23 protein-coding genes are annotated in these 25189 nt (G+C 54.2%); 4 read left to right on the top strand and 19 right to left on the bottom strand.

What is annotated here, in order from left to right; all coding sequences use genetic code 11:
- Positions 1 to 262: 262 nt before the first annotated feature.
- Genes hemG through pepQ form a run of 4 tightly spaced genes read right to left on the bottom strand, consistent with a single transcriptional unit; the run spans position 263 to position 4242 of the window.
- Positions 263 to 799, bottom strand: coding sequence for a menaquinone-dependent protoporphyrinogen IX dehydrogenase (gene hemG, locus NG99_RS23035; RefSeq protein ID WP_034898229.1), 537 nt, complete (start codon positions 797 to 799; stop codon positions 263 to 265).
- An 18-nt stretch (positions 800 to 817) separates the two neighbouring features.
- Positions 818 to 2269, bottom strand: a complete 1452-nt coding sequence (gene trkH / locus NG99_RS23030; protein WP_034898227.1) for a Trk system potassium transporter TrkH — start codon at positions 2267 to 2269, stop codon at positions 818 to 820.
- 30 nt (positions 2270 to 2299) lie between these two features.
- Entirely contained in the window at positions 2300 to 2911 is a 612-nt protein-coding gene (locus NG99_RS23025; RefSeq protein WP_034898223.1) for an IMPACT family protein, read from the bottom strand.
- Entirely contained in the window at positions 2911 to 4242 is a 1332-nt protein-coding gene (gene pepQ / locus NG99_RS23020; RefSeq protein WP_034898222.1) for a Xaa-Pro dipeptidase, read from the bottom strand. Before pepQ ends, NG99_RS23025 begins: the two co-directional genes overlap by 1 nt.
- Positions 4243 to 4429: 187 nt before the next feature.
- Between pepQ and fadB the strand changes: the two genes are divergently transcribed.
- Together fadB and fadA are read left to right on the top strand one after the other, a co-directional pair.
- Entirely contained in the window at positions 4430 to 6616 is a 2187-nt protein-coding gene (fadB, locus tag NG99_RS23015; protein WP_034898220.1) for a fatty acid oxidation complex subunit alpha FadB, read from the top strand.
- Positions 6617 to 6626: 10 nt separating this feature from the next.
- Positions 6627 to 7790, top strand: a complete 1164-nt coding sequence (gene fadA, locus NG99_RS23010) for an acetyl-CoA C-acyltransferase FadA (RefSeq protein WP_034898218.1) — start codon at positions 6627 to 6629, stop codon at positions 7788 to 7790.
- 92 nt (positions 7791 to 7882) lie between these two features.
- Here fadA and fre read toward each other — a convergent pair whose 3' ends face one another.
- Positions 7883 to 8584 carry an NAD(P)H-flavin reductase gene (gene fre / locus NG99_RS23005; protein ID WP_034898216.1) on the bottom strand — a complete coding sequence of 234 codons (702 nt, stop codon included), beginning with the start codon at positions 8582 to 8584 and terminating at the stop codon, positions 7883 to 7885.
- A gap of 25 nt (positions 8585 to 8609) precedes the next feature.
- Positions 8610 to 10112 (bottom strand): 4-hydroxy-3-polyprenylbenzoate decarboxylase, encoded by a 1503-nt coding sequence (gene ubiD / locus NG99_RS23000; protein ID WP_034898213.1) that lies wholly within the window; start codon positions 10110 to 10112, stop codon positions 8610 to 8612.
- Positions 10113 to 10299: 187 nt separating this feature from the next.
- Between ubiD and rfaH the strand changes: the two genes are divergently transcribed.
- A complete protein-coding gene (rfaH, locus tag NG99_RS22995; protein ID WP_034898212.1) occupies positions 10300 to 10788 on the top strand; it encodes a transcription/translation regulatory transformer protein RfaH in 489 nt (162 codons plus the stop codon).
- A gap of 12 nt (positions 10789 to 10800) precedes the next feature.
- Here rfaH and tatD read toward each other — a convergent pair whose 3' ends face one another.
- From tatD to udp, 12 genes are all read right to left on the bottom strand, one after another.
- Positions 10801 to 11586: a 3'-5' ssDNA/RNA exonuclease TatD gene (gene tatD, locus NG99_RS22990; protein WP_034898210.1), complete on the bottom strand. Its 786-nt coding sequence runs from the start codon at positions 11584 to 11586 to the stop codon at positions 10801 to 10803.
- Between the two features lie 76 nt (positions 11587 to 11662).
- Positions 11663 to 12421 carry a Sec-independent protein translocase subunit TatC gene (gene tatC, locus NG99_RS22985; RefSeq protein ID WP_034898208.1) on the bottom strand — a complete coding sequence of 253 codons (759 nt, stop codon included), beginning with the start codon at positions 12419 to 12421 and terminating at the stop codon, positions 11663 to 11665.
- A gap of 2 nt (positions 12422 to 12423) precedes the next feature.
- Positions 12424 to 13065 carry a Sec-independent protein translocase protein TatB gene (tatB, locus tag NG99_RS22980; protein ID WP_034898206.1) on the bottom strand — a complete coding sequence of 214 codons (642 nt, stop codon included), beginning with the start codon at positions 13063 to 13065 and terminating at the stop codon, positions 12424 to 12426.
- 3 nt (positions 13066 to 13068) lie between these two features.
- A complete protein-coding gene (tatA, locus tag NG99_RS22975) occupies positions 13069 to 13311 on the bottom strand; it encodes a twin-arginine translocase TatA/TatE family subunit (RefSeq protein WP_034898204.1) in 243 nt (80 codons plus the stop codon).
- Positions 13312 to 13432: 121 nt separating this feature from the next.
- Entirely contained in the window at positions 13433 to 15070 is a 1638-nt protein-coding gene (gene ubiB, locus NG99_RS22970; RefSeq protein ID WP_034898202.1) for a ubiquinone biosynthesis regulatory protein kinase UbiB, read from the bottom strand.
- On the bottom strand, positions 15067 to 15672 hold the full coding sequence (ubiJ, locus tag NG99_RS22965; RefSeq protein WP_034898200.1) for a ubiquinone biosynthesis protein UbiJ: 606 nt from the start codon (positions 15670 to 15672) through the stop codon (positions 15067 to 15069). The genes ubiB and ubiJ overlap by 4 nt, the downstream gene beginning before the upstream one ends.
- Before the next feature lie 12 nt (positions 15673 to 15684).
- Positions 15685 to 16440 carry a bifunctional demethylmenaquinone methyltransferase/2-methoxy-6-polyprenyl-1,4-benzoquinol methylase UbiE gene (ubiE, locus tag NG99_RS22960; RefSeq protein WP_034898198.1) on the bottom strand — a complete coding sequence of 252 codons (756 nt, stop codon included), beginning with the start codon at positions 16438 to 16440 and terminating at the stop codon, positions 15685 to 15687.
- Between the two features lie 76 nt (positions 16441 to 16516).
- Positions 16517 to 18040 carry a DNA recombination protein RmuC gene (rmuC, locus tag NG99_RS22955; protein ID WP_034898196.1) on the bottom strand — a complete coding sequence of 508 codons (1524 nt, stop codon included), beginning with the start codon at positions 18038 to 18040 and terminating at the stop codon, positions 16517 to 16519.
- 422 nt (positions 18041 to 18462) lie between these two features.
- Positions 18463 to 19545: an ATP-binding cassette domain-containing protein gene (locus NG99_RS30085; RefSeq protein ID WP_232298360.1), complete on the bottom strand. Its 1083-nt coding sequence runs from the start codon at positions 19543 to 19545 to the stop codon at positions 18463 to 18465.
- A gap of 38 nt (positions 19546 to 19583) precedes the next feature.
- Positions 19584 to 20165 carry a 6TM ABC transporter family protein gene (locus tag NG99_RS30080; protein ID WP_232298359.1) on the bottom strand — a complete coding sequence of 194 codons (582 nt, stop codon included), beginning with the start codon at positions 20163 to 20165 and terminating at the stop codon, positions 19584 to 19586.
- On the bottom strand, positions 20162 to 20353 hold the full coding sequence (locus tag NG99_RS28535; RefSeq protein ID WP_269745690.1) for a lasso peptide biosynthesis B2 protein: 192 nt from the start codon (positions 20351 to 20353) through the stop codon (positions 20162 to 20164). Before NG99_RS28535 ends, NG99_RS30080 begins: the two co-directional genes overlap by 4 nt.
- Before the next feature lie 769 nt (positions 20354 to 21122).
- Positions 21123 to 21884, bottom strand: coding sequence for a uridine phosphorylase (gene udp, locus NG99_RS22945; RefSeq protein ID WP_034898194.1), 762 nt, complete (start codon positions 21882 to 21884; stop codon positions 21123 to 21125).
- A gap of 288 nt (positions 21885 to 22172) precedes the next feature.
- On the opposite strand from udp, the gene NG99_RS22940 reads away from it, so the two are divergent.
- On the top strand, positions 22173 to 23000 hold the full coding sequence (locus NG99_RS22940) for a dienelactone hydrolase family protein (protein WP_034898192.1): 828 nt from the start codon (positions 22173 to 22175) through the stop codon (positions 22998 to 23000).
- Between the two features lie 50 nt (positions 23001 to 23050).
- Here NG99_RS22940 and metE read toward each other — a convergent pair.
- A partial coding sequence (gene metE / locus NG99_RS22935) for a 5-methyltetrahydropteroyltriglutamate--homocysteine S-methyltransferase (RefSeq protein ID WP_034898190.1) occupies positions 23051 to 25189 on the bottom strand: 2139 nt, incomplete at its 5' end.

The following is a 25189-nucleotide window of genomic DNA, read 5'->3' as shown; positions in this document are numbered from 1 at the left end:
CTGATAAATTGTTAAAGAGCGGTGCGGTAAGGGCCTGAGGCCTTACTGCGAGGTGGCGTATATTACGCTTTCCCCCTTCAGAGTCAACTTCTTTTTAAGAAGATTTCCCCGGCGGTTCAGCCTGCTGAACCTCTCAACCCGGCGGCCGGTAAGCCGTTGTTCCGTGTCAGTGGAGGCGCATTATAGGGAGTTCTCACGGGCTGACAAGCGTTAATTGCAGAAAAATGAATGACAGCGTCATTTTTCATCAAAGCGCCGTTTTTTACTTCATTTTGCCTGGTAATCCAGCAAATTCATGGGCAAACCGGCCGACCTGATCCCAATCGGTGTACTCCACTTCTTTACGGGTATCCGTCTCCCCGCCCGTCATCTGCATAATCAAACGAATCATGAAACGATCGAAGAAACCGTAGCGAGGATAGCGCAGCGCGCCGGCAAACACCGCACAGCAGTCAGGTTCCCAGGGAGATTGCAGCAGGAACTTGCGGGTATAGGCGTTGGTTTGTGGCGTCCGCTTTTCAGGCTTACGCGCGGTGAGATTGACGGAGAAGAACCCGCTGGCCCTCTCTTTCATCTGGGCCAGGTTCCGTGCGACAAACTTAGTGACCGCCGGATGGAAGCGCCCGTAATGAATAGAGGCGCCGATCAGCACGCGATCGTACTTAGACCAGTCGACGGAAGAGGAGTGCTGAATATTCAGTACATCACACTCCTGCCGCTCTTTTAACTGGTTAGCAATATAGGCGGCAATTTCGCGGGTCTGGCCCTCGCGACTGGAGAACAGAATCAATGCTTTCATAATCAATACTCACTTCGGTTACTCACGCCAGAAGGTCGGCGTGAACAGGACTAGCAGCGTAAAAACTTCAAGGCGACCAAAAAGCATCGTCAGGATCAAAATCCATTTCGCCGTGTCGTTCATGGTGGTGAAATTATCGGCCACAACCCCTAAACCCGGTCCCAGGTTGTTGAGCGTTGCCGCGACGGCGGCAAAGGCGGAAAAATCGTCCACGCCGGTGGCGATAATCGCCAGCATACTCAGCAGGAAAACCAGCGCATAGGCGGAGAAGAATCCCCAAACGGCTTCAAGAATGCGTTCCGGCAGCGCGCGATGTCCCAGTTTGATGGTGTAAACCGCATTCGGGTGGACCAGACGCTTCAGCTCACGGTTTCCCTGCTTAAACAGCAGCAGAATACGAATCACCTTCAGGCCGCCGCCGGTCGATCCGGCACAGCCACCGATAAAAGCAGAGCACAGCAACAGAACGGGCAGGAAAAGTGGCCAGCGCGCAATGCTGTCAGTGGTGAAGCCGGCAGTCGTTGCCATCGACACCACCTGGAAGAAAGCCTGATTCAGCGTTTGCATGCCAGTGCTATAAACATCATGGAACCACAGCACCAGGGTGCAGATAACCACCAGCGTAAGCTGAACGCCGATAAACATCCGGAATTCCGGGTCTCGCCAGTAAACGCGAAGATTGCGGCCGCTGAGGAGAGAGAAATGCAGTCCGTAGTTACAGCCGGAGATCAGCAGGAAAATAGCGATAATAGTATTGATAGTCGGGCTGTTGAAGTAGCCGATACTCGCATCATGGGTGGAAAAGCCACCGATGGCGATGGTCGAAAAGCTGTGTCCGATAGCATCGAACAGCGGCATTCCGGCCAGCCACAGCGCCAGCGCGCAGACCACCGTCAGCAGGACATAGATCAGCCACAGCGTTTTTGCCGTCTCAGCAATTCGCGGCCGCATTTTATTGTCCTTCAGTGGGCCGGGCATTTCGGCACGATAGAGCTGCATACCGCCTACGCCCAAAATCGGCAGGATCGCCACCGCCAGCACAATGATCCCCATCCCTCCCAGCCATTGCAGCATCTGCCGGTAAAACAGGATAGCTTTAGGCAGCGAGTCCAACCCCACCAGCGTGGTCGCTCCTGTGGTTGTCAGGCCTGAGAAGGACTCAAAGAACGCATCCGTCACCGAAAGATTGGGATTCTCGGCAAAAATAAAGGGCATTGCCCCCACGCTGCCCAACACCGTCCAGAACAGCACGACGATGAGAAAGCCTTCTTTAGGCTTCAGCTCTCTTTTTTGCTTACGGTTGGGCCACCACAGCAGCGAACCAATCAACAGCGCCATAAAAAAAGTCTGGGTAAATGCCCGCCCGGCACCGTCACGGTAGATCAGCGCCACCAGTCCCGGCACGATCATCGTCCCCGAGAACAAAATGACCAGCAGCCCAACGATACGGGTAATGGCACGATAATGCATGTAGCCTTTCCTTTCCTGACAATGGTGAGGTTAGTCGAGCGGAGTAAGCGTCAGCGCCCCTCTGCTAAAGTCTGCCAAATTTTTCGAGAACCCTGCCACCTGAGCAAAAGGAAGGGCCAGCGTCAGCGAGACGTATGCTAAAAATTCTGTCTGTAAAAGCAGCCCGTGAAAACGGCCAGTCATTCTTTCAATTTCAGCCAGTTGGGCATACTCACAGGAGAGAGTGAAGGTCTGCATCGGCACTTTTTGCCGCCGGGGCAGCAGCTTCAGCGCCTGCTGAACGCCGCCGCCGTAGGCCTTGACCAATCCACCGGTTCCCAACTGAATCCCCCCATAGTAGCGGACTACCACGGCGGTAATTTCCCCGATGTGATTCCCCATCAGTTGGGCCAGCATTGGCTTTCCTGCCGTACCGGAAGGCTCTCCGTCATCTGAAAAACCTAACTGCTGTGAATCATCAGGCGCACCGGCAACCCACGCCCAGCAGTGATGCCGGGCGGAAGGGTGCTCTCCCTTAATCCTCTGAACAAAAGCCCTCGCCGCCTCCACGCCTTCAGTATGGGCCAGCAGCGTGATAAAGCGGCTCTTTTTGATCTCCTCGCTAAAGCTGAACGGCTCAGCGGGGATGTCATAGGCCTCCATCAGTCCAGCTTCAGGTCGCGCGTCATATTCTCCACACCCTGCTCACGAATGATCACATTATCTTCAATGCGGATACCGCCGTAAGGCTTGAGCGCTTCAATGCGATCCCAGTTGAAGTGCTGGCTGAATTTCCCTTCGCGCCACGGCGCAAGCAGAGACTCAATAAAGTAAATGCCCGGCTCAATGGTCAGCACCATGCGCGGCTCAAGGATGCGGGTGCAGCGCAAGTAAGGATATTGTTCCGGCGCGGCCAGATGCGTCCCGCTGTCGTCCTGCATAAAGCCCGCAACATCATGAACCTGAAGTCCCAGCGGGTGCCCTACGCCATGAGGCATAAACGGTCCGGTCAGATTTTCCGCCACCAGCGCTTCTTCACTCAACCCTTTCACCAACTGATGCTTGAGCAGCAGTTTCGCGATGCGCTGGTGCATTTGCTGATGATACTCGGTGTAGCGCACGCCTGCTTTTAGGGTGCCAATCAGCGCCAGCTCTTCCTCATTCATATCCCGAATCAGCTGAGCATACTCGCTGTCGCTTTGAGCGGCATAAGTGCGCGTCAGATCGGCGGCGTAGCCGTTGTATTCCGTCCCGGCATCAATCAGGAAGCTGCGCGCATGTTCTGGCGGCAGCTGATCCAACTGGGTGTAGTGCAAAACCGCCGCATGTTCGTTGAGCGCAATAATGTTGCCGTAAGGCACATCGATATCGCGGTGCCCCGTTGCGCTGAGATAGGCGCCATTGATATCAAACTCGCTCAGGCCGGAGAGGAAAGCCTCTTTGGCCGCACGATGACCGATCACCGCCGTTTTTTGCGCCTCGCGCATACAGTACAGCTCATAATCGGTCTTAATCGAACGATGATAATGCAGAAAATCGATAGTCGCCCTGGGGTTAATCAGCTCGGCCTTGATCCCTAACTGACCAGCGCGCGCAGGCGTTGGGCCGATATAGGCGACATTTTCCCGTTGGGCTGGCAGGAGCTGAGCGATGTCATCGGCACTTTTCAGTGCGACGATCTCGATTTCATCGGTCCAGAAACTCTGCGGAAGCGGCTCAACGTTGTGCCAGTAATCCACCGGCGAGTAGAACCACAGTTTGGGCTTATTCACCCCATCAACCCACAGCCAGCAGTTAGGTACGGAGGTAACCGGCACCCAGGCCTTGAATTGCGGGTTCACTTTAAAGGGATAGGTATGATCGTCGAGGAAAACCGTTAAAAGCTCTCCAGAATGGATCAGCATTGCATCCAGCTTAGCGCGGGCTAACGCCTGCTGAGCACGCGCCTGTAATGTTTTCAGATGGCCCTGATAAAGGGTGACCAGCGATTCCATAACTCCATCTCCATCATCGTAAAATTGAGCGCATCTTATCACAGCCAACTGCGCGATGCCGTTTTGGCGCAGCTGTGATCTTGTTAGCAAATCAGCAAACTCTCGTTTGCAAATAATTAACATCCCTTCCACACTCACCATCATCTGGTATGACCAGATCCCCTTATTGCGGTTTCAGGAGATCAACATGCTCTACAAAGGCGACACGCTAACCCTGGACTGGCTGGACAATGGCATCGCCGAGCTGGCCTTTGATGCGCCCGGCTCGGTAAACAAGCTCGACACGCAGACGGTTGCCAGCCTGGGCGAAGCCATTTCGATCCTCGAGAAACAGCCCGATCTGAAGGCGCTGCTGCTCAGCTCACGCAAACCGGCGTTTATTGTCGGGGCCGATATCACCGAGTTTCTGTCTCTGTTTGCCGCACCGGCGGAAAAGCTGGAACAGTGGTTAGGATTTGCGAACGACATTTTCAGCCGACTGGAAGATTTAGCCGTTCCCACGCTGTCAGCGATTCAGGGCTTTGCGCTGGGCGGCGGCTGTGAATGCATTCTCGCCACCGATTTTCGTATTGCCACCCCGGACGCCCGCATCGGCCTGCCGGAAACCAGGCTTGGGATCATGCCTGGCTTCGGCGGCTCCGTGCGCCTGCCGCGCCTGCTGGGTGCGGATAGCGCGCTGGAAATTATAGCGGCAGGAAAAGATGTCGATGCAAAAAAAGCGCTGGCCATTGGTCTGATTGATGCCATTGTCCCGGCGGAAAAATTGCAGCAGGCCGCTCTCACCCTGTTACGCGATGCCATTGCTGGTCAGCATGACTGGCGCGCACGTCGCCAGCCGAAGCTGGAGCCGCTGAAGCTCAGTAAAATTGAAGCCACCATGAGTTTTAGCATCGCCAAAAGCATGGTGCTACAGACCGCTGGCAAGCACTATCCTGCGCCGATGACCGCGGTAAAAACGATTGAAGCTGCTGCCGGTCTGAGCCGGGACGCCGCGCTGAAGCTGGAAACTCAGGCTTTCGTTCCGCTGGCCCGCTCTGATGAAGCCCGCGCGCTGGTTGGCATTTTCCTGAACGATCAGTCGGTTAAGGCCAAAGCCAAAAAGCTGACGCGTGATATTGAAACGCCAAAACAGGCTGCCGTACTGGGAGCCGGGATTATGGGCGGCGGCATCGCCTACCAGTCAGCGTCGAAAGGCGTCCCGGCGATAGTGAAGGACATCAATCCGGCCTCGCTTGAGCTGGGAATGAAGGAGGCGGCCAAGCTGCTGAATAAACAGCTTGAGCGCGGGAAAATCGACGGAATGCAGCTGGCTGGCGTGATTAGTACCATTCACCCCACGCTGGACTACGCCGGTTTTGAACGGGTAGATATCGTGGTTGAAGCGGTAGTGGAAAATCCGAAAGTAAAAGCGGCGGTGCTGGCAGAGACCGAAGCTCATCTGCACAGCGGCGCGATACTGGCCTCAAACACCTCGACAATCCCCATCAGCCAGCTGGCAAATGCGCTGAAGCGCCCGGAAAACTTCTGTGGGATGCACTTCTTCAACCCGGTTCATCGGATGCCGCTGGTTGAAGTGATTCGCGGTGAAAAAACCTCTGACGCCACGCTGGCCACGGTAGTGGCCTGGGCCAGCAAAATGGGGAAAACGCCGATCGTGGTTAACGACTGCCCCGGCTTTTTCGTGAACCGCGTGCTGTTCCCTTATTTTTCCGGCTTCAGCCTGCTGCTGAGGGACGGCGCCGACTTCCGCCAGATTGATAAGGTGATGGAAAAACGGTTCGGCTGGCCGATGGGCCCGGCCTGGCTGCTGGATGTGGTGGGGATTGATACCGCGCACCATGCCCAGATGGTGATGGCCGACGGCTTTCCATCCCGGATGAAGAAAGATTATCGTGATGCCGTTGACGTGCTCTTCGACGCTAAACGGTTTGGGCAGAAAAACCAGCTTGGCTTCTATCGCTGGGAGAAGGACAGCAAAGGCAAGCAGAAAAAAGTGGCCGATGCGGCTGTTGATGAGCTGCTGCAAAGTGTCTGCCAGCCGAAGCGCGTGTTTAGCGATGATGAGATCGTTTCCCGCATGATGATCCCGATGATTAACGAGGTGGTTCGCTGCCTTGAGGAGGGGATTATTGCTTCTCCGGCCGAGGCGGATATGGCGCTGGTTTACGGCCTTGGTTTCCCTCCTTTCCACGGCGGCGCGTTCCGCTATCTCGACACGCTTGGCAACGCCCGCTTCGTCAGCCAGGCTGAACCGTTTAGCGGCTTATGTTCACTCTATCAGCCTCCCGCAGGCCTGATTGAGAAAGCGCAGAAAAACGATTTCTGGTATCCAGCGGCGGCAGCCATTAGCGATGCCGCTTTGAAAACGGCGTGAGGATAGAAAAATGGAAAAAGTCGTAATTGTTGATGCAGTCCGCACGCCGATGGGCCGCTCGAAAGGCGGTGCTTATCGCCACGTTCGCGCCGAAGATTTGTCGGCACATCTGATGCGCAGCCTGCTAAGCCGTAACCCTTCGCTGGAGGCGGCCTCACTGGACGATATTTACTGGGGCTGCGTGCAGCAAACCCTTGAACAGGGTTTTAACATTGCCCGCAATGCCGCGCTGCTGGCTGAAATTCCTCACCGGGTTCCGGCCACCACCGTAAACCGGCTTTGTGGATCATCAATGCAGGCGCTGCATGATGCCAGCCGCGCCATCATGGTTGGCGATGCCCACGCCTGCCTGATTGGCGGCGTGGAGCATATGGGGCATGTGCCGATGAGCCACGGCGTGGACTTTCATCCAGGCCTGAGCAAAACCGTCGCCAAAGCGGCAGGGATGATGGGCCTGACGGCAGAGATGCTGGCGCGGATGCACCAAATCAGCCGCGAGCGGCAGGATGAGTTTGCCGCCCGTTCTCATCAGCGCGCATGGGCCGCGACGCAGGCGGGTCATTTTGCCAGTGAAATCATTCCCACCAGCGGACATGATGCCGATGGCATTTTAAAGCGCTACGATTTCGATGAGGTCATCCGCCCAGAGACCACGGCGACCGGACTGGCAGCCTTGCGACCAGCCTTCGATCCGGTGAACGGCACGGTAACGGCAGGCAGCTCTTCGGCTCTCTCCGACGGTGCAGCGGCAATGCTGCTGATGAGTGAATCCCGTGCGGCTGAACTTGGGCTGAAACCTCGTGCTTACGTCCGTTCAATGGCGGTGGTGGGCTGCGATCCTTCGATTATGGGTTACGGTCCGGTACCGGCTTCGCAGCTGGCGTTAAAGCGAGCGGGCCTGACCGTCACGGATATCGGCGTATTTGAGCTGAATGAAGCTTTTGCCGCGCAGACGCTGCCCTGCATTAAGGACCTGGGCCTGATGGACGTAATGGATGAGAAGGTAAACCTGAACGGCGGCGCTATCGCCTTAGGGCATCCGTTAGGCTGTTCAGGCGCCAGGATCAGCACCACTTTACTGAATTTGATGGAAAGACGAGACGTTCAGTTTGGCCTGGCGACCATGTGCATTGGCCTGGGCCAGGGGATTGCGACCGTCTTCGAACGAGCCTGATACGTTGATCTGGAAGTTTTACTGCTGTTGTTCCCGCCTGTCAGGGGCGGGCTTTTTCGTTTCAGGGGCAGACCGCCCTGCCCCCGAAATCCTCAGATGAAGGCAAACGCATCGCCAAACATCTGCTCTTCTTTCGCTCCACGCTCGGCACAGAACCGCTCACGAGCAATTTTAGCCATCTCAAAACGACCGGCGATATAGATATCATGGTCGGCAAGCGAGCCGTAGTCATTCATTACGGCGGTTAACACCGTGCCGTTACGTCCTGTCCATCCTGCTTCCGGCTGTTCGACCACCGGGATGATTTTGAGGTGGGGATGCTTCACGGCCAGCGCCTCCAGCTCTTCCAGATCGTAGAGATGCTTCAGCTCTCGTCCGCCCCAGTACAGGGCGATGTCGCGATCCGGCTGCTGCGAAAGTGCGGTCAGCAGGATTGATCGGGCATACGAGAAGCCCGTGCCGCCAGCAATCAGCACCAGCGGGCGATCGCTCTCTTCGCGCAGCCAGGCATCACCATGGGGGATATCTACGGTGATTTTACGCTGCTGCTGAATGCGTTCCATTACCGCCATCGCGTACAGGTTCAAATCAGAGGCGCCGATATGCAGCTCGATGATGTCTCTCTCCATCGGCGTGGAGGCAAGCGAGAACGGGCGTTTATCGCGCTCGTCCATCACCACCATCAAATACTGACCAGCGCGGAAGCTGAAATCGGCTTCCGGTACCATCCGCACCCGATACACCGTATCGGTAATCGCCTCTACTGAGGTCACTTTACAGCTTAACGTTGTCATGCGTTCCCTCTGTCGGGTCGAACATTTATTTACCGGGCGCACTGTTGCGCGTCGGTGTTCCACTGAAGATGTCTAACTCATCCCATATTGCATCAATACGAGCCGTTACCGCTGGATCTTTGCGGATTGGACGTCCCCACTCTCGCGTTGTCTCGCCGGGCCATTTGTTGGTGGCATCCAGACCCATTTTTGAGCCTAAGCCGGACACCGGCGACGCAAAGTCCAGATAATCAATCGGCGTGTTCTCGACTAACACCGTATCTCGCGCCGGGTCCATCCGCGTGGTAATCGCCCAGATGACATCGTTCCAGTCTCTGGCGTTCACGTCGTCATCGCAGACGATAACAAACTTCGTATACATAAACTGGCGCAGGAACGACCAGACGCCCATCATTACGCGCTTGGCGTGCCCCGCATACTGCTTTTTCATCGTCACAACCGCCAGGCGATAGGAACATCCCTCGGGCGGCAGATAGAAATCGACAATTTCCGGGAACTGCTTCTGCAAAATAGGCACGAAGACTTCGTTTAGCGCCACGCCTAAAACGGCGGGTTCGTCCGGTGGACGGCCAGTATAGGTCGAGTGATAGATCGCGTCACGTCGCTGCGTAATATGCGTTACGGTGAAGACCGGGAAGCTGTCCACTTCATTATAGTAACCGGTATGATCGCCGTAAGGTCCTTCCGGTGCCATTTCACCAGCCTCGATGTACCCTTCGAGAACGATCTCAGCGCTCGCGGGAACTTCCAGCTCGTTTGAGATGCATTTCACCACTTCTGTTTTGGTCCCGCGCAGCAGGCCAGCGAAAGCGTATTCAGAAAGAGAGTCAGGTACGGGGGTGACCGCGCCAAGAATGGTGGCCGGATCGGCCCCCAGAGCCACAGAAACCGGGAATCTTTCGCCGGGATGCTGCTGGCTCCACTCCTGGAAATCCAGCGCGCCGCCGCGATGGGAAAGCCAGCGCATAATCAACTTGTTTTTGCCGATCACCTGCTGGCGATAAATGCCCAGATTCTGCCGCTCTTTATGCGGGCCTCTGGTGACGGTGAGCCCCCAGGTAATTAAGGGAGCCGCGTCTTCAGGCCAGCACTTCATCACCGGAATTTTGTACAGATCGACGTTGTCGCCCTGCCAAATTTCCTGCTGACAGGGGGCATCCCGCAGGCGTTTGGTCGGCATGTTCAGCACTTGCTTCCACTGCGGCATTTTATCGAAGAAGTCGCGGAAACCGCGCGGAGGCTCAGGCTCTTTCAGGAATGCCAGCAGGCGGCCTACATCGCGCAGCGCCGAGACATCTTTCTGTCCCATGCCCATTGCCACTCTGTCCGGCGTGCCGAACAGGTTGCAAAGCACTGGCATGTTGTACCCTTTCGGATTTTCGAACAGCAGAGCGGGGCCGCCGGCTCGCAGAGTGCGGTCGGCAATTTCAGTCATCTCAAGATCGGGATCGATCTCTTGCTGAATGCGTTTTAATTCCCCGCGCTGTTCCAGCAGCGCCAGGAAGTCGCGTAAGTCGTGGTATTTCATGACTTCTCATTAATAAGGTCAGTGAATCGGCCATTATAGGGAGGAACGTTACACTCTGCTTAGTTTTTCGTAGCTACGGCACTGTGTAACACATTTTCTCTTCAAGGCCGCATCTATACTGGTTCCCGCTATAACTCTGGCGACGAGTTTGGTATTCTTAGCGGCCCTGTAATCAAAAAGTGACGTTATGGAATCCTGGTATTTACTTTATTGCAAACGTGGCCAACTGCTTCGCGCGAAAGAACATCTTGAGCGCCAGGCGGTGCATTGTCTCAGCCCAATGATTGCACTAGAGAAATTGGTTCGGGGAAAACGCACCCAGGTGGACGAACCGCTCTTCCCTAATTATCTTTTTGTCGAATTCGATCCGGAAGCGATTCACACCACCACCATCAGCGCTACGCGCGGCGTCAGCCATTTTGTCCGCTTTGGCAACCTGCCAGCCAGCGTTCCCTATGACGTCATCGCTGCCCTGCAAACAGACACGCCGATTCAAATGGTCGATCCCGAGCTGCCGCAGCCGGGTGACCGGGTGTTAATCACCTGCGGCGCCTTTGAAGGGCTGAAAGCCATTTTCACCGAGCCCGACGGGGAAGCCCGCTCAATGCTGCTGCTTAACCTGCTCAACAAACAGATTATGCGCAGCCTCGACAATAAGCAGTTCCACAAGCTTTAACCCCTGCCGGGATCACTCCGGCAAGCGAAACAGCTGGCGAGCGTTGCGGTCGCACTGACGAGCCAGCAGCTCTGGCTCCTCCCCCCGTAGCTCAGCCACTACCTGCGCAATATGCGGCAAAAAGCAGGGTTCGTTACGCCTTGAAGGCGGCCTTGGGCGCATATCGCGCGGCAGCAGGTAGGGGGCATCCGTCTCCAGCAGCAGGCGGTCGGCCGGGATCAGCGGCATCAGCGCGCGCAGCTCAACGCCACGACGCTCATCGCACACCCAGCCGGTAATACCAATGTAAAGTCCCGCCGCAAGACAGGATTCCAGCTCTTCACGCGTGCCGGTGAAACAGTGAACGACCGCACCGGGTAATTCGGGCAGCCACGGAGAGAGAACGGAGAGAAAGCGCTGATGAGCATCACGGCAGTGCAGAAATACCGGCATCCCCAGCTCGGCGGCCAGCGCAAGCTGCGCATTGAAAGCATACTCCTGCTGTTCCGGGGAAGAGATATTGCGGTTAAAGTCCAGACCGCATTCGCCTATAGCCACAACCTCATTGCTCTCTGCCAGGCGTTTCAGGGTTGCTGCGGTTTCGCCAGACCATTCGCTGGCATGATGGGGATGCACACCGGCAGTAGACCAGCAGTAGCCCGGACGGCGCGTCGCCAGACTCTGGGCCTGCTGACTCTCCAGCGCATTGGTGCCGGTAATCAGCAGGCCGGTGATGCCAGCATCTCTCGCACGTTTAACGACCTGGTCGCGATCTTTCGCGAACTGCGTGCTGGTCAGGTTGACGCCAATATCAAACATAGGATTTTCCAAACGGTAACCGCCCTTTCGGGCGGTTAATTGACTTCATCTGAACGATCGCTGGACCTGAATAATATTACTCTGCCCCGTCTTCCTCCGGGTCCATGTCCCGTCGACGCTTGCCGACATAAAAACGGGCGAAGAACACCCCGACTTCAAACAGGCAGTACATCGGGATAGCCAGGAGGGTCTGAGAGAAGACGTCTGGCGGGGTTAACAACATCCCTACCACGAAGGCCCCTACCAAAACGTACGGACGCTTTTTCTTCAGATCTTCCGGGCTTGTTACGCCGGTCCAGCAGAGCAGGACAATAGCAATCGGCACTTCAAAAGAGACGCCAAAAGCCATAAACAGGGCCATGACAAAATCGAGATAGTTGTTAATGTCAGTGGCGATCAGAACACCCTGCGGCGCCGTCTTGGCAAAGAAGCCGAAGGCCAGCGGAAAGACTACAAAGTAGGCGAAAGCCATCCCGACATAAAATAGGAATGAACTGGAAAACAGCAGAGGCATCACCAGCTTGCGCTCATGACGATAGAGCGCTGGCGCGACGAAGGCCCAGATTTGATAAAGGATCACCGGCACAGCAAGGAATACCGAGACGATCATCGTCAGCTTTACCGGGGTAAAAAACGGCGAAGCAACGTCGGTGGCAATCATACTCGCCCCCGCCGGCATCTGTTTGATCAGCGGGGCCGAAACTAACTGGTAAATGTCGTTGGAGAACCAGGCCAGGCAGAGAAAAATGCCGACGACGGCGATAATACAGTTCAGTAAGCGCTTACGGAGTTCAATCAAATGACTGATAAGCGGTTGGGTATCTTCAACAGCCATGTTTATCGCTCATCGCTCGGTGAGGTGGTGGAAACGGGAGCCCGACTGGAGAGAACGGCAGGTTCGTCGCTCTGGTGAACAGCCGGTTTCGTTTCAGGATTCGCTGTCGGCGTCTGAACGGGGGCAGTCGTCGCTTCAGAGACATAGACCCTGGGCTGAGGCGCGTCTGTCGCTTCAGCCGTGGCATTAGCTGCCGGAGCGTCTGGCTGAGCTGAGGATGCCGGAGCCTGCGCTGGCGAGGTTGCCTGATGATCGGCTTCCGCTGGCGTCACGCCTTCGTGAGAATCAGCAGGGTTCTTCACCACGGGGTTATGAATGGTGTGAGCCTCGTCGTCAGCTTTTTCGTTGTCGCCCAGATAGGAGCGCTTCATCGACTCCGCCGACTGTTTCAGCTCCTCCATTGACGCCTTCAGTTCAGGAGAAAGGCTATTCTTACTGGCCTCTTCAACCTTTTTCAGGCTGTCCTGGAGTTCCTGCAGCTTAAGTTCCTGGGCCAGTTCATTCTGCACGCTGGTCGCCAGCGAACGCAGGGCACGAATCCAGCCAACGACGGTTCTGACCGCCACAGGTAAACGCTGTGGGCCCAGCACAACCAGCCCGATAACGAACACCAAAATCAGTTCACTAAAGCCTATGTCGAACACGGTTTATACCTTGTCGTTCTTGACGTCTTCTTTCTTAGCTTCCGTATGCTCTTCTTTCTCCGCCAGTTTGGCATTGAAGTCAGCATCATTGGCGTCATCTTTATCTTTCTCATCACCCATCGCTTTTTTAAAGCCCTTGATAGATGACCCCAGATCGGACCCCAGATTACGCAGTTTGTTTGTACCAAAAAGAAGAACAACAATGACGGCAATAATGATTAATTGCCAAATACTGATACCGCCCATGATTTTGCCTCTGATAATAAGTTGTGATGACAGTCTCGCAGTATATAACAGCTTGTACTGAGCTGACGATGAGCAAACCCACGTCAGCGCAGGATATCGCCCTATTTACTTTTCATGACAATCAGCCGGTTTTCTGCCAGCCAACCAGCCAGCTAACCACTCCAGCGGCAATCATCCCGGCAGAAATCAGCACCCAATCCGGCCTGGTCAGCAGGATAGCGGTGCCACTTAGCAGCAGCGTAGCCCCTACGCCAAACAGATAGCGCGACTTGTTCTGGCGAACGCGCTCCCCCTTCAGGTCGTTGGTTAGCTTATCGACGCTGTGCTGCAGATGTTTGTGCTGTCGGAGGCTGTCATAGAACAACTCTGGCAGCTCTGGCAATTTCTCCGCCCAGAACGGCGCTTTCTCTTTTAAAGCCCGGACGATAGCCGGAATGCCGATTTGATCTTTAATCCAGTCTTCAAGGAATGGCTTGGCGGTTTTCCACAGATCCAACTGCGGATAGAGCTGCCGCCCAACCCCTTCAACATACAGCAATGTTTTCTGCAGGAGAACCAGCTGTGGCTGAACCTCCATATTGAAACGTCTTGCGGTGTTAAACAAGTTCAGCAATACATGGCCAAATGAGATCTCAGCCAGCGGCTTTTCAAAAATCGGTTCGCAGACGGTACGAATAGCAAACTCGAAATCTTCAACATTGGTATCCGGCGGCACCCAGCCTGAATCGACGTGCAGCTCGGCAACCTTGCGGTAATCACGGTTGAAAAAGGCGATGAAATTTTCCGCCAGATAGCGCTTGTCTTCTTTGTTGAGCGAGCCGACGATCCCGCAGTCGATGCCAATATACTGCGGATCTTCAGGGTGCTCGTAGCTGACAAAAATGTTGCCCGGATGCATATCCGCATGGAAAAAGCTGTCGCGGAAGACCTGGGTGAAGAAGACCTGCACACCACGCTCGGCCAACAGCTTCATATTGACGCCGTGCTGCTCAAGCGTCACCACCTCTGAAATTGGAATGCCGTAAATCCGCTCCATCACCAGCATGGTTTCACTGCCGTAGTCGGAGAAAATTTCCGGTATATAGAGCATTTTGCTGCTGTCGAAATTACGCCGAAGCTGAATGGCATTCGCCGCTTCACGCAGTAGGTTCAGCTCATCGATCAGCGTTTTTTCATAGTCCGCAACCACTTCCTGCGGCCGCAGGCGGCGGCCATCGGGCAGCAGCCGGGGGACCCAGCGAGCCATACGCTTGATCAGCTTCATATCCGCTTTAATGACCGGCAGAATGTCAGGGCGGATCACTTTGATCACCACTTTCTGCCCATTCTCCTTCAGCGTTGCGGTATGCACCTGGGCGATAGAAGCCGAGGCCAGAGGTTTGATATCGAAATCATCAAACAGGGTTTCCACCGGACAGCCCAGTGAGAGCTCAATCTGTTTTTTTGCCAGCACGCCATCAAACGGCGCGACGCGGTCCTGCAGCATCGCCAGCTGATCGGCTATCTGCGGCGGGAAGAGATCCCGACGCGTAGACATCATCTGACCAAATTTGATCCACACCGGCCCCAGTTGCTCCATCGCCAGACGAATACGCTCTCCCAACGGCTGCTCCCTGTGCTTATTAGGCATCCAGAACAGGCAGTTGCGCCACAGTCGAAACAGCAGGGTCAGGCGGGTTTTTGGCACCAGCTCGTCCAGGCCATAGTTGAGGAAAACCCGGATAATCAAATAGAGGCGGCGCAGTTCTCCGAAGGTCATTTGGCCTCCAGCGCGTTCAGGCGATTTTCCAGAGCGGAAAGGTCCCGCGTGAGCGCCTCTACCTCTTCAGCAAGCCAGGCCGCTTCCAGGCCGCCGGGAGCCAGCCGCCACTCTTCGGTCAGCGCCTGTCCCAGATAATCCTGCTTCCGCTGCACGTCGCCGCGCAGAAGCTGGAAGCCACGGCGGGCAAACTGACCTATGCCCTGCGCTACTACGTCCCCAGTCCAGGGGGCGAGGTATTCGGCCGGGTCAAGCTCGGCAAGATCGATAAGCGCGGAGAAGTGCTGTACCACCTGCACATCGCCCTCAACTTCCAGCTCACCGCTGCGGATCAGGCTGGTCAACTGTTGACGGTCGCGCAGTTTACGTAGCGTAGCCAGCTGTGTTCTGATCGTACAGTCTGGCGTGTCGTTCCATTCCCCCAGCACGTCTACCTGTTTTTCGCTGAAGACGAAGGTCAGCGGCTGCCGCAGCTCGGCCAGCACGATGGCCAGACTTTTACCGTTGAGCCGCTGACGAGCTGCCTTGAGGCCACGATCGCGATAGAGGATCTGATTTAGCGCCGTTTCCAGCCCCGCGGTTAACAGCGGCGTCAAAGTCATTCGCTTTCCTGTTTAAAACTTGAACCCACGGTGCAGCGCAACAATGCCACCGGTAAGATTGTGATAGGTCGTATTTTCAAAACCGACGTCTTCCATCATCTGTTTCAGCGTGTCCTGATCGGGGTGCATACGGATGGACTCAGCGAGGTAGCGATAGCTTTCCGAATCCTTCGCCACCAGCTCGCCGATGCGCGGCAGGATATGGAAAGAATAGGCGTCGTAGGCCTTGCTCAGCGGTGCCAGCACCGGCTTGGAGAACTCCAGCACCAGCAGGCGACCGCCCGGCTTCAGCACGCGGAACATTGAGGCCAGCGCCTTCTCTTTTTCCGTAACGTTACGCAGGCCAAAAGCGATGGTAATACAGTCGAAATGGTTGTCCGGGAAAGGCAGGGCTTCAGCATTGGCCTGCACGTATTTCACGTTGCCAATAATACCGCTGTTGCGCAGTTTCTCACGGCCGACCTTCAGCATTGAACTGTTGATATCGGCCAGCACCACCTCGCCGGTCTCGCCCACCAGACGGGAGAATTTGGCGGTCAGATCGCCAGTACCGCCGGCTAAATCCAGTACGCGCTGCCCGCGACGCACCCCACTGCAATCGATAGTAAAACGTTTCCAGATGCGGTGGATGCCGAACGACATTAAATCGTTCATCAGGTCATATTTGGCCGCAACGGAATGGAAAACATCAGCCACCATTTCAGCCTTGTCGCTTTTCGCTACGGTACGAAAGCCGAAATGGGTGGTGTCCTTTGATTCATCTGCCATTTGTTTTGCCTGCTCTGCAATCAATTATCCGTCAAGTGTATCAGAGTCGCGCTGGTCAGGCACGCAGCCTGGCGGCTTATTCGTTGACTCGTTCCCCTCCGCGATCGAGGGCGGAGCGATCCTCATGATCTTCTTCATCGTCGGGATTTTCTGTGAATTCCGGCAGTGCCTGCTCCACGAGTCGGGGGTTAATCGGCCGCTTCACCTCCACCCCTAGATGACGGAAGCTTTCCGTCTGGGCGATCAGGTTCCCCCGCCCTTCCGACAGCTTCTTCATCGCCTGGCGGTAGCTGTCCTGCGCCTTGTCCAGGCCCTGCCCCACCGCGGACATATCATCCACGAACAGGCGCATCTTGTCGTAAAGTTTCGCTGCCCGGTCAGCGATGCGCTGCGCATGGCGGCTCTGGTGCTCATAGCGCCAGAGATTATTGATAGTCCGCAGCGCCACCAGCAGCGTCGTAGGGCTGACAAGCATAATATTGAGGTTCAGGGCTTCGTTAATCAGCTCCGGCTGGCGGTCAATCGCCAGCAAAAAAGCAGGCTCAATGGGGATAAACATCAACACATAATCAAGGGAGCGTAAACCGGGTAATTGTTGATAATCTTTTCGGCTCAGCAGGCGCAGGTGCCCCCGGATAGCCGCAATATGTTCATTGATGGCGGCCTCGCGTTGCGCTTCGTCGTCACCGTTAAAGTAGCGTTCATAAGCAACCAGCGCCATCTTGGCATCGATAACCACATCCTTGCCCTGAGGCAGACGGACAATCACATCGGGCTGCATCCTGCCGCTGTTCTCCAGCTGTACGGTAACCTGCGTTTCGTACTCATGTCCTTCACGCAGGCCTGAAGCCTCCAGCACCCGGCTCAGCACCACTTCGCCCCAGTTTCCCTGGGTTTTATTGTCCCCTTTCAGCGCTTTGGTCAGGTTAATGGCCTCCTGGGCCATTTGCGCATTGAGCTGCTGTAGGTTACGAATTTCATGGGAAAGGGTATGGCGCTCCCTGGCTTCCTGGCCAAACCCTTCCTGTACCTGACGCCGGAACCCTTCCAGCTGCTCGCGCAGCGGAGAAATCAGACTGTTGAGGCTTTGTTTGTTCTGTTCATCGACGCGGCGGCCGCTGTTTTCGAAAATCCGGTTTGCCAGGTTTTCGAACTGCGCGTTGAGCCTCTGCTCACTGTTGACCAACAGGCGCTGCTTCTCTTCGGCCGCCATGCGCGTTTCTTCCAGGCGGATGGCGACCTCGCGCAGCTCAACTTCCTGCGCGCTGTTAATTTCCAGCTGGTTGCGCAGCTCCCGCGTAAGCTGCTCGGTTTCAGTACGCCAGTGATCGAGATGCTGCAACTTTTCATGGGCGGCAGAAAGCGTGCCGTGCAGCTGACGCAGCTCAAGCTCGTTCTGCCTTTGCGCCTGCTGATGGTTTTCTACCTGTAGCAACAGCCTTTCGCGCTCCTCGCGCAGCTGTTCGGCCGACTGCAAGAGCAACTGCCGTTCGGTATCCTGCCTGGCCGAAAGGTGCTGCGCGCGAAACCAGGCAATTGTCCACCCGATCAGCAACCCGGCCAGGCCAAAACACACGCCGTAAGTGATTGTTGCATCCACTCTGTTTCTCCTGCTCCCATTCATACAGGAGAAAAGGTAGAGGTGTACTGTATGAATGTCCAGATAAAAAGCGCGTCGGTTAGCCGCTTGCAGAGGATTTCAGCTGAATTCTGGAGACGCGCCGTAACCGCCCACTGGCATGGTCACCGCGAGGCATAGCAGAATACGCCCCACGATTAAAAGAACTCCGCACCGTCCAGCATCCAGAGAAGGATTTCACAAAGCAACCGGTTAGTGGGTAAGTGGCAACATACACAATCAGGTCAATAAGCTGGTGCAACCTGTAACAAAACAGCTTAACTAAATGGCTCTTATATCTGACAGGTCTCGAAAGTGGTCATCAAACTCTTTGCAAAAATGTCAGTGCTCAACGTGAGTTTTCGTTCGACTGAGCATCAGCCTCCTGTAACGGAAACGGAAGCCTATCTTTCTGCGACTTTCCCCTCATAGAAGTGATCAGACATTGACAGAATACGAGGATTATGCGTGGTAATAATTATGGTAGGACAGTGTTTACGTATGTGCCTAATAATCTTCATTGCTAATTCCTCGCCGATGGAGGCAGTGGGTTCATCCAAAACAATAACTTTTGTTTTCCTTGCCAGCGCGCGCGCAATGCATATTCTTTGTATCTCACCACCACTTAGCCCTCCTCCTTGTTGAGTAACATCGCGTTCAAGGAAGCTATTCAATGTTTCATCTGTGCAGTCTGTTATTAACTCCAGAGACATGAGAATATCAATAATTTCTATTTTTGAAGGCATGTCATCTGTACCATAAAGGATATTCTCACGAATGGTTCCCTGTACCAGGACCGTTTTTTGAGGAACAACAGCCACATATTCCAAAAGAGATGAACTCATGTCCGGTTCGATTCGAACCCCCTTGAAATAAACCTCCCCTTCTGAAGGAGATTCGAGGCCGAGTAGATAGCCAAGCATGGTCGATTTACCGAAACCAGAAGGCGCAGAAAGTGCAAACATGTCACCTTCTTTAACTTTAAAATTGACATTATTGAACAGGGTTCTGCCATCAACAAAAGCGCTTAAATTTCGGGCATCAAAAATATAATCATACTCACTGTTAAATTGATTCAAATTGACATCGCTACCCTCCGGAAATTCTCTGGTATACTCCAGTATTTTTTTCAGGTAAACGATTTGTCGCTGTATATCAATACATGCACCGGCAACAGTTCGTAACTGGAAGGTCAACATGCTGATATAACCTACAATCATGATAAAATCGCCAGTTCCAATATGAGAAGAGTCCTTATAAAAAACCAGAACAAGTACAGAGCCTGCCAGCAATGCCCCCACTATAGCTGCCTGGAGAGATAACAAAAGACCCATTTTCTTATTTGTTATCCTGATAATTTTCACATAATGGTCGAGCGTCTTTGTGCGGGTGGCAATCTCTCTTTTATAAGCATTATTAACACGAATATCCAAAGTCATTGAGAGTCGTTCAACGTTATAAGCATAAACGAGGTTCTGGGCATTCATTATATCTGCGTGAATATGCTGACTACGTAATGCAATGCTTAAAGCCAGGAAAACCATACCTGTAACAGATAATAAAAAAATAACGAATATATAAAGCCAAGTGACTGATAAAGAAAGAAAATGCTTACGAATATTTCGATGAATACAGGTATAAGGGTCCAGAAAACTGAAATTGTTAGTGCGCTGAAAGATTTTGAACCACGATCAATGTTTGCTGTCATGACCGCAGAATTAAATTCCCTTTGTTTTCGGAAACTAGCAGATAACAAAACTTCCATTGTTTTGCTAACGAGAGAAGCATCAGAGCGAGCAAGGATTCCTGCGGAAAATATTCCTTTTACATTTTTCAATACTTCTGTAACTGTCCAGCAGATCGCATAAGTCATCGTGATCAAGAAAAAAGCAGGAATAACGCTATCTGATAAGGTATAGGCTTCAGCTGTTTTTTTTAAAAGGTACGGGAGAAACGCACTCAATACAGAAGTCAATATAAACAGTAGCGAAACACCTATGAATGACATAGTAAATGAAGGGAATGCCTCCAATATCAATACGTAAGCTGATGAGTAGGCATTTATTCCTGATTTAAGTTTAGTAAAAAAATTATTTATTTTCATCATATCACACTAATAATAGGTGTTAATCTTTTTTTAAGATTATCACTATCTGCAATTACAATATTATCTATTTCCAGCCACGCATGAGAAATAAAGTCATACCGCTGAAAGCCGATAAATAATGCAGGTCGAATATTTCTGGCTACCAGCATATCAAATAATGAGAGCGAAAACTCACGTAAGCCGAGAATGGTCGCCTGAAAAATCGATTAATGTACAGTGATGTCCGTTAAATGCCGTTTACCGATCCCCCCCCCGATTTGGTGCATTTCCACCGCCTATAATGCATTGATTTATATGACGAATACCCCTTAAGCGTGAAACCGTTCTGTTGAGCGTCTACCACCTAAAACTTGTCAAAATAGCGCTTTGCTAATGAAAATAAGGTCAGACTGAAAATCAGTTTTTACAACAAATTGGCAACATATAAACGGCCGTTTTTGCCCGGGAAAAGGTGATCTTTTAGCGAGGAGAAGGCGGTTTCGAAGTCAATGCCCTTTTCCCGTGACACATTTCCGTCTTTCGAAGTTAACTGTATGTCCGGTAAAGATGTTGCTGGTTGTTCGACGTTAAGGTGATAAAAAATAGCCTGACGGAGCCGGATGACCGGAAAAGTGCCAGCATAATATCCGCCGGGCGCGCGGTTGAGAGGAATGTCAGAGGAAAAGTGCGTTTACTTCAGCGGCTCCAGGCGTTCTGGGGGCTGCCGGTACCACTCTGCGCGCGCAGCTGTCGCATCGTCTGTTCATAGCCACCCAGCGTTTTATCTGCTTCAACGGTTCTTCAGGGAATGGTGCTTATCGATGCTGATACCCAGGCGGGTCATCTTCAGCTGGTAACGTTCATATTTCTCGCGCATAGATTCGGCAACGCCCGAGGCAAACCACTACCCGGAGGGGAGAGGATCGGTATGCAAGAGAAGGGAAACAGAGGGGAATCGTCCCCTCTGCCTGAGAAGGATCAGACCAAACGGCGAGCCGCTTCAACCACAATGCGCACCGCATCGCTTTCGGTTTTTTTCATGGTTTCCGCATCAGGAATTTCCTGCTGCGTGCGGTTGACGATCACGCCCGCCACCATGCCCGCACGCAGCCCCTGGCTTGCGCACATCGTTAATAAGGTCGCGGACTCCATTTCATAGTTCAGCACGCCCATCTGCTGCCACTCCTTCATCGAGTTCTGGAAACGACTGACGACGCGGCCCGAATAGGTGTCGTAGCGCTCCTGCCCCGGATAAAAGGTATCGGAAGAGGCCGTCACGCCGATATGGGTGGTGGCACCCGCCGATTTAGCGGCTTCTACCAGCGCGGTAGTACAGGTGAAGTCAGCAACGGCTGGGAACTCCAGCGGCGCAAAATGCAGGCTCGCGCCGTCCAGCCGTACCGAGCCTGTGGTCACCAGCACATCGCCCACGTTGATATCGGGCTGAATAGCGCCCGTGGTGCCTACGCGCAGGAACGTCCGTACGCCCAGCTGCGCCAGTTCTTCCACCGCAATGGAAGTGGAGGGGCCGCCGATACCGGTAGAGCAGACGATAATCGATTTGCCGTCCAGCTCGGCGCGCCAGCTGGTGAACTCACGGTGCGAAGCCAGGTGAACGGGATTTTCCATCAGCGCCGCAATTTTCTTCACCCGCTCAGGATCGCCCGGGACGATAGCCAGGGTAGCGCCCTGCAAATCCGCTTTTGTTAAACCCAAATGAAAAACGTCTGAGTGTGCCATGTCTAACTCCTGTAACGGAAAAGGGGGTATAACGATCAGGCGCTCACAATAATGCAAAGCATCCGTAATTTATGTGAATCACATCACTCATAGAAATGAAAGTTGCAATTAATCAACCACAAAAAGTGACAGGAATCACATTTAACCACTCTTTTCTTTTGGATTGCCACAACTTGCTCTCCAGGCCAGGGAATGCCAGTGTTAATGATGAGTAGTGACCCGCCCCTGACCCAAACGTAATCCTGGCTATAGTTAGCTGATTGCGCTAATGCAAGCATGGAGAGGACAATGAAGACCGAAGAACATATGACTCAAAAACTGAGCAATAATGGGTTCACTCCTGCGGTATCGCCTACCGCACCGACCACGATTGTCACAGAGAGCGATCAGATCTTTTCAGGTGAAACCTCGATCCCTACCCAGGGCGAAAATATGCCCGCGTTTCATGCCAAGCCTCGCAACGCCAGCGGACCGCTGCCGGTAATTCTGGTGGTTCAGGAAATTTTTGGCGTGCATGAACATATTCGTGATATCTGCCGCCGCCTGGCGGCGGAAGGGTATCTTGCCGTAGCGCCCGAGCTCTATTTCCGCCAGGGCGATCCCTCGGAATACGATGATATTCCTACACTGTTTAAAGAGTTAGTCAGCACCGTTCCCGATACGCAGGTATTGGCCGATCTCGATCATGTTGCTAACTGGGCCTCTCGTCACGGCGGCGATATGCGCAATATGGCGATCACCGGATTTTGCTGGGGTGGACGTATCGTCTGGCTGTATGCGGCGCACAACCCACAGCTGAAAGCGGCCGTGGCCTGGTATGGCAAACTGGTAGGCGATAAAACGCTGAAGCAGCCGAAGCAGCCGGTGGATATTGCGGTCGACCTGAATGCGCCGGTATTAGGGCTCTATGGCGGAAAAGATGACAGCATTCCGCAGGAGAGCGTGGAGACAATGCGTCAGGCTCTGCGGGCTGCCAATGCTAAATCGGAAATAGTGGTGTACCCGGAGGCTGGTCATGCGTTTAATGCAGACTACCGTGCAAGCTACCATCAGGAGTCAGCCAAAGATGGCTGGCAGCGAATGCTCGCCTGGTTCCAGCAGTACGGCGTGAAGTAACGAACAAAAGGGGCGCCAGGCGCCCCAATGTCAACAGCACAACACAGAAATCAGGCTTCGGTTTTACGCAGGTTCTGCGCAGCTTTAACCATGTTAGCCAGCGCCTGGCGCGTTTCCGGCCAGCCGCGAGTCTTCAGACCACAGTCCGGGTTCACCCACAGGCGTTCCGTTGGGATACGTTTCGCCGCCTTCAGCAACAGCGCTTCCATCCACTCCACGCTCGGCACGTTTGGCGAGTGAATATCGTAAACACCCGGACCGATTTCATTCGGGTATTCAAACTCTTCAAACGACTCCAGCAGCTCCATATCTGAACGCGAGGTTTCAATGGTGATCACATCCGCATCCAGCGCGGCGATGGAATCCATGATGTCGTTGAATTCGCAGTAACACATATGGGTGTGGATTTGCGTATCATCCTGCGCCACGGCGGCGTTCAGGCGGAAGGCATCCACAGCCCACTTAAGATATGCAGCCCAGTCAGACTGGCGAAGCGGCAGGCCTTCACGCAGGGCCGGTTCATCAATCTGGATGATGCCGATACCCGCTTTCTCCAGATCTTCCACCTCATCACGCAGCGCCAGCGCAATCTGCTTAGCAATGGTTTCACGGCTAACGTCCTCGCGAGGGAACGACCAGCAAAGAATGGTCACCGGGCCGGTCAGCATCCCCTTAACCGGTTTGTCAGTCAGGGACTGAGCGTATTTCGCCCACTCAACGGTGATCGCTTGCGGACGACTGACGTCGCCGATAATGACCGGCGGCTTCACGCAGCGGGAACCGTAGCTCTGGACCCAGCCATTCTGAGTAAAGGCAAAGCCGTCCAGATTCTCGCCGAAATATTCAACCATGTCGTTACGTTCAGCTTCACCGTGTACCAGCACGTCCAGCCCCAGACGTTCCTGCTCGACGATGGCCTGCTTAATGTGCTCAGCAATGCCGGTACGGTAGTGACTGCCGTCCAGACGTCCCTGCTTAAAGTCCAGGCGCAGGCCGCGAATTTCCGTGGTTTGTGGGAAGGAGCCAATGGTGGTGGTCGGCCAGGCTGGCAGCTGGAAGCGCTTGCGCTGGACCTCGGCACGGGCGACATAGCTGCTGTGACGCTGGCTGTCTTTCGCGGTGATCTCCGCCAGACGCTTACCTACTGCGACATTGTGTACGCGGCTTGATTTACTGCGGGCGCGGATTGGCGCGCTCCACGCTTCCAGCGACTGCGGGTTGTTATTGTTTAGCGCAGCGCTCAGCAACGCCAGTTCGGCACATTTTTGCAGGGCAAAGGCGAACCAGCTTTTTACTTCCTCATCGAGGCGAGTCTCAGTACTCAGGTCGATTGGGCTGTGCAGCAGCGAACAGGAAGAGCCAATCCACAGCTGCCGACGCTCTGCAACCAGCGGCTGCAAACGTTCGAACCAGCTGCTCAGGTCGGCGCGCCAGACGTTGCGGCCGTTGATGACGCCAACGGAGAGGAGCCAGTCAGCAGGAATTTTTGCGTTCAGCTCGGCGATATCATCCTTGCCGTGCACCAAATCCACATGCAGACCCTGAACCGGCAACGCACGGATGGTATCGATATGGGTGCCGGCGCTTTCAAAGTAGGTAGTGAGCAGCAGCCTGGTCTGTCCCTGCAACGCTTCGTAGGCTGGCTTGAACGCGTTCAGCCAAACCTGCGGCAGCTCCAGGACCAGCGCTGGCTCATCAATCTGCACCCATTCGATATTACGTTTAGCCAGTTCGACCAGCACCTGCTGGTATACAGGCAGAATGTCTTTCAGCAGGCTCAGGCGGTCAAATTGCTCGCCCTTCACTTTGCCCAGCCACAGGTAGGTTACCGGGCCTAACAGCACAGGCTTCACTTTATGGCCGAGGGCCAGCGCCTCGTCGACCTCCTCCAGAATCTGCGTCCAGCTCAGCCGGAACTGCTGACCTTTGATGAACTCAGGTACCATGTAGTGATAGTTGGTGTTAAACCACTTGGTCATTTCTGCTGCGGCGGCTGGCTCGCCGGTCGGTGCGCGGCCACGGCCCAGGCGGAATAAGGTATCCAGGTCGACAGATCCCTCTTTATTTTGGTGACGGGCAGGCACGTTACCGAGCATCAGACTAGTAGTCAGCACATGATCGTACCAGGCAAAATCGCCGACAGGCAGTAAATCTACGCCAGCCTGTTGCTGCTGCTGCCAGTGGCGGGC

Source organism: Erwinia typographi (assembly GCF_000773975.1).
GTDB lineage: Bacteria > Pseudomonadota > Gammaproteobacteria > Enterobacterales > Enterobacteriaceae > Erwinia > Erwinia typographi.
This window is presented reverse-complemented; position numbering and strand designations above follow the sequence as displayed.